Source organism: Nonomuraea jiangxiensis (genome assembly GCF_900099965.1).
In the GTDB taxonomy this organism is placed as follows: domain Bacteria; phylum Actinomycetota; class Actinomycetes; order Streptosporangiales; family Streptosporangiaceae; genus Nonomuraea; species Nonomuraea jiangxiensis.
On sequence record NZ_FNDJ01000025.1, the window covers coordinates 74179 to 88001 of the forward strand.

At 71.8% G+C, this 13823-nt stretch carries 13 protein-coding genes; 7 read left to right on the forward strand and 6 right to left on the reverse strand.

Annotated elements, in window-relative coordinates:
* Positions 1–28 precede the first annotated feature (28 nt).
* Positions 29–232 (forward strand): hypothetical protein, encoded by a 204-nt coding sequence (locus tag BLS95_RS54830; protein WP_143044078.1) that lies wholly within the window; start codon positions 29–31, stop codon positions 230–232.
* Positions 233–262: 30 nt separating this feature from the next.
* Positions 263–1129: an alpha/beta fold hydrolase gene (locus tag BLS95_RS40475; protein WP_090944547.1), complete on the forward strand. Its 867-nt coding sequence runs from the start codon at positions 263–265 to the stop codon at positions 1127–1129.
* A 267-nt stretch (positions 1130–1396) separates the two neighbouring features.
* Here the strand turns inward: BLS95_RS40475 and BLS95_RS40480 are convergent, their stop codons facing one another.
* The 3 genes from BLS95_RS40480 to BLS95_RS40495 form a co-directional block, all read right to left on the reverse strand.
* Positions 1397–2773 carry an NADP-dependent succinic semialdehyde dehydrogenase gene (locus BLS95_RS40480; protein ID WP_090944753.1) on the reverse strand — a complete coding sequence of 459 codons (1377 nt, stop codon included), beginning with the start codon at positions 2771–2773 and terminating at the stop codon, positions 1397–1399.
* Between the two features lie 712 nt (positions 2774–3485).
* Positions 3486–3746, reverse strand: coding sequence for an ATP-binding cassette domain-containing protein (locus BLS95_RS57230; RefSeq protein ID WP_218136231.1), 261 nt, complete (start codon positions 3744–3746; stop codon positions 3486–3488).
* Between the two features lie 52 nt (positions 3747–3798).
* A complete protein-coding gene (locus tag BLS95_RS40495; protein WP_090944550.1) occupies positions 3799–4287 on the reverse strand; it encodes a DUF1707 domain-containing protein in 489 nt (162 codons plus the stop codon).
* A gap of 162 nt (positions 4288–4449) precedes the next feature.
* On the opposite strand from BLS95_RS40495, the gene BLS95_RS40500 reads away from it, so the two are divergent.
* Positions 4450–5058 (forward strand): TetR/AcrR family transcriptional regulator, encoded by a 609-nt coding sequence (locus BLS95_RS40500; RefSeq protein ID WP_245765598.1) that lies wholly within the window; start codon positions 4450–4452, stop codon positions 5056–5058.
* 116 nt (positions 5059–5174) lie between these two features.
* On the opposite strand, the gene BLS95_RS40505 is transcribed toward BLS95_RS40500, so the two are convergent.
* On the reverse strand, positions 5175–5777 hold the full coding sequence (locus tag BLS95_RS40505; RefSeq protein WP_218136232.1) for a GNAT family N-acetyltransferase: 603 nt from the start codon (positions 5775–5777) through the stop codon (positions 5175–5177).
* Positions 5778–5871: 94 nt separating this feature from the next.
* Positions 5872–6717, reverse strand: coding sequence for a helix-turn-helix domain-containing protein (locus BLS95_RS40510; protein ID WP_090944556.1), 846 nt, complete (start codon positions 6715–6717; stop codon positions 5872–5874).
* A 135-nt stretch (positions 6718–6852) separates the two neighbouring features.
* Here BLS95_RS40510 and BLS95_RS40515 point away from each other — a divergent pair, with 135 nt between their 5' ends.
* The 4 genes from BLS95_RS40515 to BLS95_RS40530 all read left to right on the forward strand — a co-directional run bounded on the left by BLS95_RS40515 (position 6853) and on the right by BLS95_RS40530 (position 12294).
* The gene (locus BLS95_RS40515; protein ID WP_090944559.1) at positions 6853–7725 is read left to right on the forward strand and encodes an oxidoreductase; all 873 of its coding nucleotides are present in this window, start codon (positions 6853–6855) and stop codon (positions 7723–7725) included.
* Between the two features lie 159 nt (positions 7726–7884).
* Positions 7885–8982 (forward strand): quinone oxidoreductase family protein, encoded by a 1098-nt coding sequence (locus tag BLS95_RS40520; RefSeq protein ID WP_090944562.1) that lies wholly within the window; start codon positions 7885–7887, stop codon positions 8980–8982.
* Between the two features lie 148 nt (positions 8983–9130).
* Positions 9131–10837, forward strand: a complete 1707-nt coding sequence (locus tag BLS95_RS40525; protein WP_281250093.1) for an NAD-dependent malic enzyme — start codon at positions 9131–9133, stop codon at positions 10835–10837.
* Positions 10834–12294, forward strand: coding sequence for a class II fumarate hydratase (locus BLS95_RS40530; protein WP_090944565.1), 1461 nt, complete (start codon positions 10834–10836; stop codon positions 12292–12294). The genes BLS95_RS40525 and BLS95_RS40530 overlap by 4 nt, the downstream gene beginning before the upstream one ends.
* 26 nt (positions 12295–12320) lie before the next feature.
* On the opposite strand, the gene BLS95_RS40535 is transcribed toward BLS95_RS40530, so the two are convergent.
* Positions 12321–13763 carry an FAD-binding oxidoreductase gene (locus BLS95_RS40535; protein WP_090944568.1) on the reverse strand — a complete coding sequence of 481 codons (1443 nt, stop codon included), beginning with the start codon at positions 13761–13763 and terminating at the stop codon, positions 12321–12323.
* Positions 13764–13823: the final 60 nt, after the last annotated feature.

Below are 13823 nucleotides of genomic sequence, written 5' to 3' on the forward strand. Positions count from 1 at the left end.
CGTCCGGCTCACCGACGTCCCCGACCCGGTGATCAGGCAGCCGGGCGACGCCGTGGTCGCGGCAGAGGAAGATCGTCCTCAGCGCTCGCGGCGATCGGCTCAACGTGCGACGGCGCCCGCCCGTACCGTCGCGCAGGGTACGGGCGGGCGCGGCCGGACGCTGCTGGACGGATGCGGCAACCCGGTGCTGCTGGACACCTTCGACCGGCTGTGGGACGAAAGCTCCCGATGAGTTTTCGATCCGGAAGTGGTCCACACCGTTATGAAGAGCCACATACTCAGCACCCCCGAGGTCGACCTCGCCTACGACGTCCAGGGCCCGCTGCCGACTGCCGACGGGCGCCCACCGCTGGTCATGATCGGCCAGCCCATGGCCGCCGACGGCTTCCGAGCGCTGGCGTCGCACTTCCCCGAGCGGACGGTGGTCACCTACGACCCGCGCGGCCTCGGCCGCAGCATCCGCAAGGACGGCCGGATCGACCATGACCCCAGGACCCAGGCCGCCGACGTACACGCCGTCATCGAAGCGCTCGGCGCGGGGCCGGTCGAGATGTTCGCGAGCAGCGGCGGTGCGGTGACCGCGCTCGCCCTCGTGACGGCCCACCCCGAGGACGTGATCACCCTGGTGGCGCACGAGCCGCCGCTCATCTCGGCACTCCCCGACGCCGAGGCCACCGAGCGCGCCCGGGCCGGCATCCGGGAGGTGTACGAGAGCAAGGGCTGGGGTGCCGGCATGGCGGCCTTCATCGTGATGACCTCGTGGCAGGGCGAGTACACCGAGGACTACTTCGCCCAGCCCGCGCCGGACCCCGCCGCCTTCGGGATGCCGGCCGAGGATGACGGCTCTCGTGACGATCCGCTGCTTTCCGACCGGTCGTGGGCGGTCAGCGGCTACCGGCCCGACGTCGAGGCGCTCGCCGCGGCGCCGACGCGGATCGTGATCGCGGTGGGCGAGGAGTCCCACGACACCTTCACCGGACGTACCTCGGTGGCCATGGCCGGGCTGCTCGGCCGGCAGGCGACGGTCTTCCCGAGCCACCACGGCGGCTTCCTCGACGGCGACCACGGCTACCCCGGGCAGCCCGAGGCCTTCGCCCGCAAGCTCCGCGAGGTCCTCACCGCCGGCTGACGCCCGTCGCTCCTCCCGCCGTGTTCGCCTGACGCTCCCGTGCGCCGAGTGACGAGACTATCCACACAATCAACCATTCGAAGGGGGTCGCATTACCTTCGTTCGGATACGTAAACACACAGGTCGGAGCCTCAGATCCGGGGATCCTGAGGCGACGGCCAGGGGCAGCCGCCGCATCGGGGGGAGCGGCGGCGGCACCGCACGATGCCGGGCCGGGCAGACAGCTGGTCTGCCCGGCCCGATGATCGACCCCGATAATGGACAGGGTCAGCCGACCCAGACGGTCTTGAGGTTGCAGAACTCCCGGATGCCGTGCGCGGAGAGCTCACGCCCGTAGCCGGAGCGCTTGATCCCGCCGAACGGCAGCTCGGGATAGGAGACCGTCTTGCCGTTGATGAAGACCTGGCCGGCGTCCAGGCCGTCGATGAACCGTTCCTGCTCCGCCGGGTCGTCGGTCCACGCGTTGGACCCCAGCCCGAAGCCGGTGGCGTTGGCGATCTCCAGCGCCTGCTCGACGTCGGCCACCCGGTACAGCGAGGCGACCGGGCCGAACACCTCCTCGGAGAAGATCCGCATGTCGCGGGTGATGCCGGTGATCACCGTCGGCGGGTAGAACCAGCCCGGCCCGTCCGGGCGCCGTCCCCCGCACAGTACGGTGGCCCCGGCGGAGACCGCCTCGTCCACCACCTCCTCGACGCCGGCCCTGCCCTGCTCGGTGGCCAGCGGCCCGACGTCGGTGGCCTCCTCGAACGGGTCCCCGACCTTCAGCCCGCGCATGCGGGAGACGAACGCCTCGGTGAAGGCGTCGTAGACGTCGCTGTGCACGATGAACCGTTTGGCCGCGATGCACGACTGCCCGTTGTTCTGCACCCGGGCCTCGACCGCCGTCGCGACGGCGCGTTCCAGGTCCGCCGAGGGCATCACGACGAACGGGTCGCTGCCGCCCAGCTCCAGCACCGTGTGCTTGATCTCGTCGCCGCAGATCGCGGCCACCGAACGCCCGGCAGGTTCGCTGCCGGTCAGCGTCGCGGCGACCACCCGGGGATCGCGCAGGACCGGCTCCACCCGCCTGGCGGAGATCAGCAACGTCTGGAAGCAGCCTTCGGGGAACCCGCCGCGGCGGAAGACGTCCTCCAGGTAGAGCGCGCACTGCGGCACGTTGGAGGCATGCTTGAGCAGTCCGACGTTGCCCGCCATCAGCGCGGGGGCGGCGAACCGCATCACCTGCCACATCGGGAAGTTCCACGGCATCACCGCCAGCACCGGGCCGAGCGGCTGATAGCGGCCCAGGGCACGCTTGGCGCCGACCGCCGACGGGTCGGCCAGCGGCTCATCGGCCAGGAACTCGGCCGCGTGGTCGGCGTAGTACCGCAGGCCGTGGGCGCACTTGAGCGCCTCGCCGCGGGCCGCGGCCAGCGTCTTGCCCATCTCGGTGGTCATCAGCTGCGCCGCGAAGTCGGCCTCCTTCTCGAACAGGTCGGCGGTGGCGTGCATGAGCTCGGCCCGCTCCTCGAAGCCGGTGGCGCGGTACGTCAGCCACCGCTCGTACGCGATGCCGATCTTCCGCTGGACGTCGGCCTCGCTCAGCTCGTCGAAGGTCCTGACCGTCTCCCCGGTCGCGGGATTGATCGTGGCAATCGCCATGGCTGGCCCCCTCCTGCTCGTCCGAGCACTCGCCGGGCCGGCGACACGGGCCCCTGATCGGGGAGCGCCCAGAACGGGTGGGCGTGGTAATCGACTCAACCCCCAGCCTACCCACACCGCCGCGGCCAGCTCGGCGACCTCAAGCAGCCCCGCGAGCGCGCGGTGCAGCAGCGGCTCAGCGACCAGCGGGCCGTAGGCGTCGGCGGTGTCGAACAGCGTCACCCGAGTTCCGCCGCGCGACGCAGAACGCGCACGGCCCCGTCCGAATCGTCCGGTGAACTCCACACGCCGGGCCCAGTCAGCTGCATCGTCCCGAGGTGGTTGACCTCAAGCGTGCCATCGATCATGAACTGGCCGGACGCGTCGGCCATAACGCCGACCGGCGGGCGTGGATCGGCGCCGCCCCAGGTCAGTGCGTGAGCGGGGGCGGCGCCGTCCTATTACTCCCCATGCATCACAGGATGCACACCACCCCATTCCCAGCTCGTATGTCCGCCCCGCCATGGCCGACAACACGGGCGCACGTCCCCGGCGGGCCGGTGGCCGATCCGGTGGCCCAGCCCGACCCGGTCGATCACTTGCGCCACCCATGCGGCGTCGGGCTCCCGCCCGGCGAGCAGCGCCGGCAGGGTGACGTTCTCCCGGACGTTCAGGGCGGGCATCAGGTTGAACGGCTGGAAGACGAACGCGACGTGCTCGCGCCGCAGGATCGTCAGTTCGGTCTGGTTCTTGCCCGCCAGGGGATGCCGGCCAGCGTCACCGTGACCGAGCTGGGCTCGTCCAGCCCGGCCGCGCAGTGCGGCAGCGTGCTCTTGCCTGATCCGGAGGGACCCATGACGGCGGTGAAACTGCCGGCCGGGAACCCGACGGTGACCCCGGCCAGGGCGTGCACGGCGCTGTCGCCGCTGCTGTACGTCTTGTGCACCGCGTCGAGGCGTACCACCGGCTCGGTCCCGGTGATGGTGGCCGTCATCGGCCCGCTCCTTCCGCTGTCCGCCGCGGCGAGCATGGTCGCCGGTGGCTGGTCAGGCATGGGAGTTCCGGCCTTCCCGGCTGCCGGAGAAACGCTGCCGGTGGGCCGAGTCGGCGACCCACCACACCGCGAAGGCCAGCCCGCCGCCGACGACCGCCGGCCACGCCCACCAGGGGTTGATGACGCTCCGGCTGAAGCTGCAGACCAGTATCCAGACGGCGAGGTTGACCAGGGTCACGCCGAGCCACACGGCGGTGACCACCCGGCAGGCCGTGAGCAGGCCGGCCGGGATGACCGCGCCGGGCAGGCCCTTCAGAGCGATCCGCAGGTCCTCGCGGGTCCGGGCCGCCGGTAGCCGCGATCGCCGCCGGTCGGCCTCGGTTCCGATGATCAGTCCGCCGGCCTGGGCCTGGGCGATCCGGGCCGCCGCGACCTCGCGTTCGAGGTCGGAGATCGGCACCCGTTCCGGCCACCACAAGCGTTCGAGCGGCGTCGCGGGTATGAGGGGCCCGCCGGGGTGGGGAAGCGGGTTGTCGGACATGACTCTCCTTCGAGGGTGGGTGACGTTCGTCGTGGGGGGCCATGACGCGCCCGGTGATCGTCGTACGTAGGGGCCGTGGCGCTGGCAAATAAAACTCGGGTCTCGTTAAGATGGAGGCTAGAACACGCGGCCTCACTAATGCAACTGGAGTTTTCTTTGAAGGTGGACGGCCCGGACCCGGGCACCCAGCGGCCAGGGGGGCGGACCGAGCGGATCCGTACCGCCGTCGTGGCCGCCACCCGCGCCGAACTCGTGGCCCACGGTTACGCCGCGCTGACCGTGGAACGTGTCGCCGAGACGGCGGGCGTCGCCAAGTCCACGGTCTATCGACGGTGGCGCGACACCACCGGCCTGCTCACGGAGATGCTGCGCGAGCTCGTCAAGAACGAGGTGCCGCTGCCCGCCACCGGCTCGATCGAGGAGGATCTGCGCGAGCTGGCGCGGGGGATCTTCCACGTGTACGCCGATCCGGTGACCCGCGACATGGTGCTCGGACTGATCGCCGCGGCCGTGCACGAACCCCGGGCGGCCCAGGCCCTGCACGACTTCTTCCACATCCGCAACGTCCAGGCCGCCGAATCCGTACAGCAGGCGATCGAGCGCGGGCAACTGCCCGCTGACACGGATCCGGTGGAGGTGATCAGGGCACTCGGCGCGCCCCTCTACTACCGCCTGCTGGTGACCCACGAACCGATCGACGAGTCGATCGCCGAACACGCCGCCCTCGCCGCCCTGGCCGCCGCCCGGGCCGGCGTCCACCGCATCCGATGACGGCCCCGCACCTCGGGCGTGCGCGGGCTCGGCGCCGGCGCGGCCAGCCGTGCCCCAGCTCCGGGTGCGGCTACGCGCCTGTCGGCGGAGGCCGGGTGGTCACAACGCCGACGGGGTCAGGGGCGCGGCTGGAACCCGATCTCGGGAAGCGGGTTGATCAGGGCATGGATGTGCATGTCATGCCAGCCGTCGGTGTGCAGGATGGAGCTGCGTTCCGTGCCCTCCGGCATGAACCCGGCCTTCTGCGCGACCCGGCAGGACACCTCGTTCCTGGTCGAGTGCATCAGGAACAACCGGTGGATCCCCGCCTCGAAGGCCCAGGCACTGAGTGCCCGGACCGCGGCGGTGGCCGCACCCCGCCCGCGGGCCGCGGCCAGCATCCAATAGGCCACCTCGCCCTGACCCATCTCCCGGTCGATGGCACGCAACGCGACCCTGCCGAGCACCTCCCCCGCGGCCGTCACCACCGCCCAGTTCGCGCTGGACTCGGTCCGCCACCCCTCGGCGTAACCGTCGATGAGCCGCTCCGCCTCGGCGATCGTGTCGACGCTGTGGACGGCCCAGTGCCGTACGGCGGGATCGCTGTAGGCATCCAGGATCACGGGAGCGTCCGCCCGGGTCCAGGGCCGCATCACAAGGTCCGGCTCTGCCTTCAGGACGGGCTGTGGGACGTTGTTCAACGAGCCGGCGGCGATGACCGGCGGGACCAGCGAGGGCACAGGAGTCTCCCGTCAATGACAGCGAAACGGAAGACAAGTATGTCCTCCTTGTCCCCAGGTGATCAGCCGGGGTCGGCTCCGGCGCTCGGCGCGGTCACCCTTCGGCCGCCGGCGTGCGGGACGCCTCGCCGGCCGCCGCCGCATCGAGTGAGTCGAGCGCGCGGGCCGACTCCGAGCCCGGCTCGGCGTGATAGATCGCCAGGATCTGCCCGCCGGAGTCGCTGATCGGCAGTTTCTCCCTGCGCAGCTCCAGCATGCCGACCCGCGGGTGGCGCAGCCGCATCGACCCTCCGGCCAGCGCGGTGACGTCGTGCCGGGCCCACAGCCGCCGGAACGGCTCGCTGGCCAGCGACAGCTCGCCGACCAGCTGGACGATCCGCGGGTCGTCGACGTCGCTGCCCACGGAGGTGCGGAACCCGGCGACCATGCCCCTGACCGCCTGCTCCCAGTCCGGGTAGAGGTCCCGCTCGCCGGGGTCGAGGAAGATCGTACGCAGCCGGTTGACGCCCGGCCGGATGCTGGGTGACACGGCGGTGGCCAACCGGTTCGCGGCGAGGACTTCGAACGTACGGCTCTCCACGAACGCCGGCAGGTTGATCACGTCGAGCAGTTGCCGGATCCCGGCCGGCACCACCTCGCGGCGCGGCCGCCGGGGCGTGGCCGGGTGGGCGGTGGACAGGCTCAGCAGGTATCGCGTGGCGGTCGCGTCCAGCCTGAACACCCGGGCCAGGGCCTCCAGCACCTGCGGTGACGGGTTTCGGTCGCGGCCCTGCTCCAGGCGGAGGTAGTAATCAGCGCTGATGCCGGCCAGGGTGGCGACCTCCTCGCGGCGCAGCCCGGGGGTCCGGCGTACGCCCACCACCCGCAACCCCGCCTCGGCCGGGTCGATCTGCTCGCGGCGTGCCCGGAGGTATTCGCCGAGCGCGTTGGGCCTGCTCATATTCCCGATCCTACGAGCCCGCCGAGCGTTGTGCCTGGTCCCGTGGGTCCCAGGATGAGCGGGGCACCGGCTGTGCGCGCGGGCGCTCGATACCGTGAGGCGGCTCCCGGAGACGCCGGCGAGCGGAAAGGCGACATGACAGGCGACCAGCTTCCTGGCGGCACGTACCGCGTGGCCGGCCTCTCTTTCACCCGGTTCGGCTATGGCGCGATGCAGCTGGCCGGGCCGGGCGTCTTCGGGCCGCCCAAGGACCGTGACGCCGCGATCGACGTGCTGCGTACGGCCGTCGAACTGGGCATCCGGCACATCGACACGGCCGACTTCTACGGCCCGTACGTCACCAACGAGATCATCCGGGAGGCGCTCGCGCCCTACCCGGAGGACCTGCACATCGTCACCAAGGTCGGCGCGCGCCGCGACGAGCAGGGCGGATGGCCGCACGCCCGCACTCCGGCCGAGCTGGTGCGGCAGGTCCACGACAACCTGCGACGCCTCGGCCTGGAGGCACTCGATGTGGTGAACCTGCGGGTCGGCGGCCTCGACTCGCCCGAACCCGGCTCCATCGCCGAGCCGTTCGGCGCGCTCGCCGAGCTGCGTGAGCGGGGGCTGATCCGCCACCTCGGGCTGAGCACGGTCGACGCGGACCAGCTCGCCGAGGCGCAGGCGATCGCCCCTGTGGTGTGCGTGCAGAACTTCTACAACGTCGCCAACAGGCAGGACGACGAACTGGTCGACAGCACGGCGCGGCAGGGCATCGCCTACGTGCCGTACTGGCCGCTGGGCGGCATGTCACCGCTGCAGTCGGACACCCTGCACCAGGTCGCCGCGCGGCTGGGGACCACCCCGATGTCGGTGGCCCTCGCCTGGCTGCTGCGACGCTCGCCGAACATGCTGCTCATTCCCGGCACGTCCTCGGCACGGCACCTGCGCGAGAACATCGCGGGCGCCGCCGTGGAGCTGCCCGCCGACGCGCTCGCCGAACTGAACGCCATCGGCGGGGTCAGGTGATGACCGGCCCCACGGCGGGGCCACGCACGGGTAAACGTGCGGAGAGGACCAGCGCGTCGGTCGTGGTGCCCGGTTCGCGTTCGTGAAGCCTGGCCGGGAGGTTGTTCTCTCGGCGGGCGCCTGTCCCGCCGGCGTACGCCGTTCAGAGGGAAGCACGCCATGGAGCAGACCCGCACGACTCCCGAGACGTTCGTCGGTGTCGGTTACACGAGGGACCGGGCCGGCCTGCCGCTTGAGGCGGTACGTGTTCCCGTCCCGCGGCCGGCGGCCGATCAGGTGCTGATCCGGGTGGCCGCCTCCTCGCTCAACCCGCTGGAGTACAAGCTGGCCGACCTCAACTTCATGGGACGGACGCCCCCTGTCGTGCTCGGCTTCGACCTCGCCGGCGTGGTGGCCGGCGTGGGCCGTGACGTGGACCGGGTGGCCGTCGGTGACGCGGTGGCCGCCATGGCGGACCTGAACGGCGACGGGGGCTGGGCCGCGACGGGCGGCGGTTACGCGGTCGCGCGGCAGTTCCTCACCGTCCGCAAGCCGCCGTCCCTGGGCTTCCGTGACGCGGCGGCGCTTCCCATGTGCTTCCTCTCCGCGTTCGCGGGTCTGTACGGGTCCGTCCGCGCCGATGACACGGTCTACATCCCGGGCGGTGGGGGCGGCGTCGGTCACCTGGCGGTGCAGCTGGCGACGCGCGTTCTGGGGGCCCGGACCGTCATCAGCAGTGGCGGCAGGCCGGAGTCGATCGCGCTGGCCCGGCGGTCCGGCGCCCATGAGGTCTTCGATTACCGGCGTGACGACATCGCGGCCGAGATCGCCAAGCTGACGGGCGGCCGGGGCGCCGACCTGGTCTTCGACACCACCTACAGCGAGCGGAGCTTCGCCGAGACCGCGAGGACCGTACGGCGGGGCGGCAGGTGGATCGTGCTCGGCGTCGGCCCCGGCAGGACGACCCGCCTGGCCGAGACGCACAGCCCGGTGGCCGCCATCCTGGCCGAGCGCGGCGCCGAGCAGGTCATCGTCAACTTGCTGCGGTACTTCTCCGAGCCCGCCACGCTGGACGGCGAGGCGCGGGACTTCCTCCAGCGCGGGATGGACCTGGCGATGGAGTGGGCGGAGCGGGGGCTCGTGGTCCCGCACGTCAGCCGGACCATCGACAGCACCGTGGAGGCGATCAGCGCAGGACTGCGGTCGCTGAAGGCGGGCGGCCGGGTGCTGGGCAAGATCGCGGTGATCGTGGATCGCGACCTGGCCGCGGGACGGTGACGGACGACCCCAGGGCGGCATTTGTCGGAATTTGGGGCATTTGTGAGGTCCGGCCCGGTGTCCCGGCGTCCGGCCGGGGCAGCAGCCGCGAGGGGCCGCCACCGGGGGGAGGACGATGATGTCACCGGGGAAGAGGAAGCCCGATCTGGTGAGCTTCGTGTTCGCCGAGCAGCCGGACGGCAGCTATGTGACGTCCCTGCGGGGTCAGGCGGTGCTGCACGAGCCCCTGCTGAACAAGGGCACGGCGTTCTCCCCGGAGGAGCGGGCCGAGCTGGGCCTGGAGGGCCTGCTGCCGCCGGTGGTCGAGTCGCTGGAGCAGCAGGTACGGCGGATGTACCTGCAATATCGGGCGCAGCCGAGCGACCTGCTCAAGAACGTCTACCTGGAGGCCCTGCGGGACCGGAACGAGGTGCTCTACTACCGGCTGCTGATCGATCATCTGCGCGAGATGCTGCCCATCGTGTACGACCCGACCGTGGCCGCCGCGATCAGGACCTACAGCCACGAGTACCGCCGCCCCCGGGGCGTGTACCTGTCCATCGACGACCCCGCCGGGATCGAGCGGGCGTTCGCGAACGCCGGGCTGGGCCCGGACGACGTCGACCTGATCGTGGCCTCCGACGCCGAGGAGATCCTGGGCATCGGCGACTGGGGGGTGGGCGGCGGCATCGGCATCGCGACCGGCAAGCTGGCCGTCTACACCGCCGCCGCCGGCATCGACCCCGGCCGCGTCATCCCGGTCGCCCTGGACGTGGGCACCGACAACGAGGGCCTGCTGAACGACCCGGCCTACGTCGGCAACCGGCACGCCCGGGTACGCGGGCGGCGCTACGACGACTTCATCGACGCCTACGTCACCACCGCCACCCGGATGTTCCCCGGCGCCCTGCTGCACTGGGAGGACTTCGGCCCGTCCAACGCCCGCCGGATCCTGGCGAAGTACACCGGCCGCGTCTGCACCTTCAACGACGACATGCAGGGCACCGGCGCCATCGTCCTGGCCGCGATGCTCAGCGCCGTCCGGGTGTCCCGCACCCCGATGCGCGAGCAGCGGATCGTCGTCTTCGGCGCGGGCACCGCCGGCACCGGCATCGCCGACCAGCTGCGCGACGCGATGGTCCGCGACGGCCTGGACCACGACACCGCGACCCGGCGGATCTGGCCGATCGACAAGCAGGGCCTGCTCACCGACGACATGCCGGACCTGCGCGACTACCAGCGCCCGTACGCCCGCCCACGGGACGAGGTCGCCGGCTGGGCCCGCGGCGAGCACGGCATCTCGCTGGCCGAGGTCGTCGAGCGCGTCAAGCCGACCATGCTGCTGGGCACCTCCACCGCGCACGGCGCGTTCACCGAGGAGATCGTGCGCACGATGGCGGCCGGCGTGGATCGCCCGATCATCTTCCCGATCTCCAACCCGACCGAGCGCATCGAGGCCATGCCCGCCGACCTGATCCGCTGGAGCGACGGCCGGGCCCTGATCGCCACCGGCATCCCGATCGAGCCGATCACGTACGACGGCGTCACCTACGTCATCGCCCAGGCCAACAACGCGCTGCTCTACCCGGGGCTGGGGCTGGGCATGGTGGTCGCGCGGGCCCGGCGGGTCAGCCCGGGGATGTTCCAGGCGGCCGCCGCGGCCGTGGCCGGCATGGTCGACGTCTCCGCCCCGGGCGCCTCCCTGCTGCCGCAGGTGGACAACCTGCGCGCGGTCTCCGCCACCGTGGCCGTCGCCGTCGCGAACCGGGCCGCCGAGGAGCACCTGGCCCGCGTCGACCTGCGCGACACCGTCCAGCAGGTCCAGGAGGCCATGTGGCAGCCCGCCTACCGCCGCGTCCACGGGAACGGGAAGTGAGCCCGCCGCGGGTCCGTGACGTGCCGATCGGGCTGCGGGCCACCGGCACCCGGACGGAACGCGACTCCCTCGGCGAGATCGAGGTGCCCGCCGAGCACTACTGGGGCGCCCAGACCCAGCGCTCACTGATCCACTTCGACATCGGCGACGATCGTATGCCCAAGGCCGTCTACCACGCCTACGGCTACATCAAGAAGGCGGCCGCGATCGTCAACGCCCGCGCCGGCCGGCTGTCCCGGTGGCGGGCCGAGCTGATCGAGCGGGTCGCCGACGAGGTCATCCGCGGCGAGCTGGACGGCGAGTTCCCCCTGTACGTGTGGCAGACCGGCTCGGGCACCCAGTCCAACATGAACGTCAACGAGGTGATCTCCAACCGGGCGATCCAGCTGGTGGGCGGGCGGCTGGGCAGCAAGGACCCCATCCACCCGAACGACCACGTGAACATGGGCCAGTCCTCCAACGACACCTTCGTCACCGCCATGCACCTCGCCGCCGTGGCGGCCATCGACGACCGCGTACTGCCCGCCGCGACCCGGCTGCGGGAGAGCACGGCGGCCAAGAGCCGGCGGTGGGGGCACGCGGTCAAGATCGGGCGCACCCATCTGGAGGACGCCACGCCGCTGACCGCCGGCCAGGAGTGGTCGGGCTACGCCGCCCAGCTCGGCGACGCCATCGACCACCTGCGGCGCACTCGTACCGGGCTGTACCGGCTGGCCGTGGGCGGCACCGCGGTCGGCACCGGGCTGAACGCGCCGCCGGGGTTCGGCGAGGAGGTGGCCGAGCAGCTCGCCCGGCTCACCGGGCGGCCCTTCACCAGCGCGCCGAACAAGTTCGCCGCCCAGGCCTCCTGCGACGACGTGGTACGGGCCTCGGCGGCGCTGCGCTCCCTGGCCGTGCCGCTGTTCAAGTTCGCCAACGACCTGCGCTGGCTCGGGTCGGGGCCACGTACCGGGCTGCACGAGCTGATCCTGCCGGCCAACGAACCCGGGTCGTCGATCATGCCGGGCAAGGTCAACCCGACCCAGGCCGAGGCCATGCTGATGGTCGCCGTCCAGGTGGCCGGCAACGACACCGCCGTCTCGATGGCCGGCGCCGAGGGCAACTTCGAGCTGAACGCCTTCCGCCCGGTCATCATCAAGAACGTCCTGCACTCGGCGCGGATCCTGGCCGACATGATTGACCACTTCCGTACGTACCTGGTCGAAGGCGCCGAGCTCAACACCGAGAGGCTGCGCCACAACATCGACCACTCGATCATGATGGTGACGGCGCTCAGCCCCGTCGTCGGCTACGATCGGGCCGCCCGCATCGCCCACCACGCGCTGGACAACGGCCTCCCGCTCAAGGAGGCCGCGCTCCAATGCGGCATCGCCGAGGACCTCTACGACCGGATCGTCAACCCCGAAGCCCTCACCAGGCCCGGGGTGCCCAGCCCGGACGGCGCCGGCCACCCCTGAACGACCCGCCTCACGTCCCGGAGAGCCTACGTCGCCGGCGTGACCGGGACCGTCGCCGGCGCCATGCCCGCCCGGCGATCGTGCTCGCGGTCGTCGGCCGGTGGGATGTTGTGGTTGAGGCGGAAGGTGTTCCCGGGGTCGTAGACGGCCTTGATCTCGGTCAGCCGCCGGTAGTCCTCGGGATCGTACGCCGAGCGCACCTGCTGGGCGGCGTCCTCGCCGTTCATGAAGTTCAGCAGCCGGCCGCCGGTGCTCCACGGCGCGACCGCCTCGAACATGCGCTTGTGCGCCGGCCGGACCTCGGTGATCTCGGCCCGTTCCAACCGCGAGATCACGTTGAGCAGGAATCGCGCGTCCCGGTTGCCGACGGCGTTGCCCACGGCCGGTGGGTGGGCGAGCCGGCCGCCGAGGTGACGCAGTTCGAACACGTGCGGCAGCGGCGCGTGGGGCGGGGCCTGGTCGAGGATGGCCCGCACCGCCGCGGTGTCGAGGTCGCCCAGCAGGGCGGTACCGGCCTCGACGTGCCCCGGGAAGGGCGGGTCGGCGTGGATGGACCCGGCCTCGGTGTAGGGCAGCACGCCGAGGGTGTCGCCCGTCGGGCCGAGCGCCCGGAGCGGCGCGACCAGGCTCTCGGCGTCGTCGAGCACGTCCGCGGCGTAGGCGATCCGGACGTGGACGGCCTGACGGCCGCGCAGCGCCTCCGGGAACGCGGGAAGGTCCGGGTAGGACATCTGCATGATCGACGAGCTCATCTCGTCGGGCACGGTGGCGGTCCAGCTCAGATAGGTGTCGAAGACCTCGGCGGCCAGTTCGCCGGCAAACTGCAGCGAGCCGCCGTAGAGGGTGGTGACCGGCACGAGGTCGAGCTCGATCGCGGTGACCACGCCGAAGTTGTCCCGGCCGCCGCGCAGCGCCCAGAACAGGTCCGGCTCGGAGACCTCGGTGACATGCCGCAGCAGGCCGTCCGCCGTGACGACGTCGAGGGCGCGTACGTGGTCGGCGGCGTAGCCGTAACGCCGGGACAGCAGGCCGAGCCCGCCGGCGAGGGTGTAGGGGACCACGGCGAGCCCCGGGAAGGAGCCCGACAGGGGCGCCAGCCCGGCGGCCGCCGCCTCGTGGATCACCTCGTCCCACCTGGTGCCGGCCGCCACCCAGGCCGTGCGCGCCCGCCCGTTCACCCGGACGCCCGTCATCCGGGAGGTGTTGATCAACACTCCGCCCTCACCGGCGGTGCCCGCCAGCGCGTGTCCGGTGCCCTGCACCGCCACCGGAAGCCCGTGATCGCCCGCGAACGCCACCGCGGCCCGCACGTCCGCGGCTCCGGTCGCGCCCACCACCAGGTCGGGACGGTGCCAGCGGGCAAGCTGGTATCCGGCGCGTTCGGTGTCGTAGCCCTCGTCCCGGGGGGTGAGCACGGGGCCCCTCACCCGCTTGGCCAGGGCCTCGACGTCGGCAGCGAAACTGTTCATGACATTCCTCTACGATTGTCGATGTTCGGAGCCGGCCAGCGTCCACAGATAGTAAGGCGA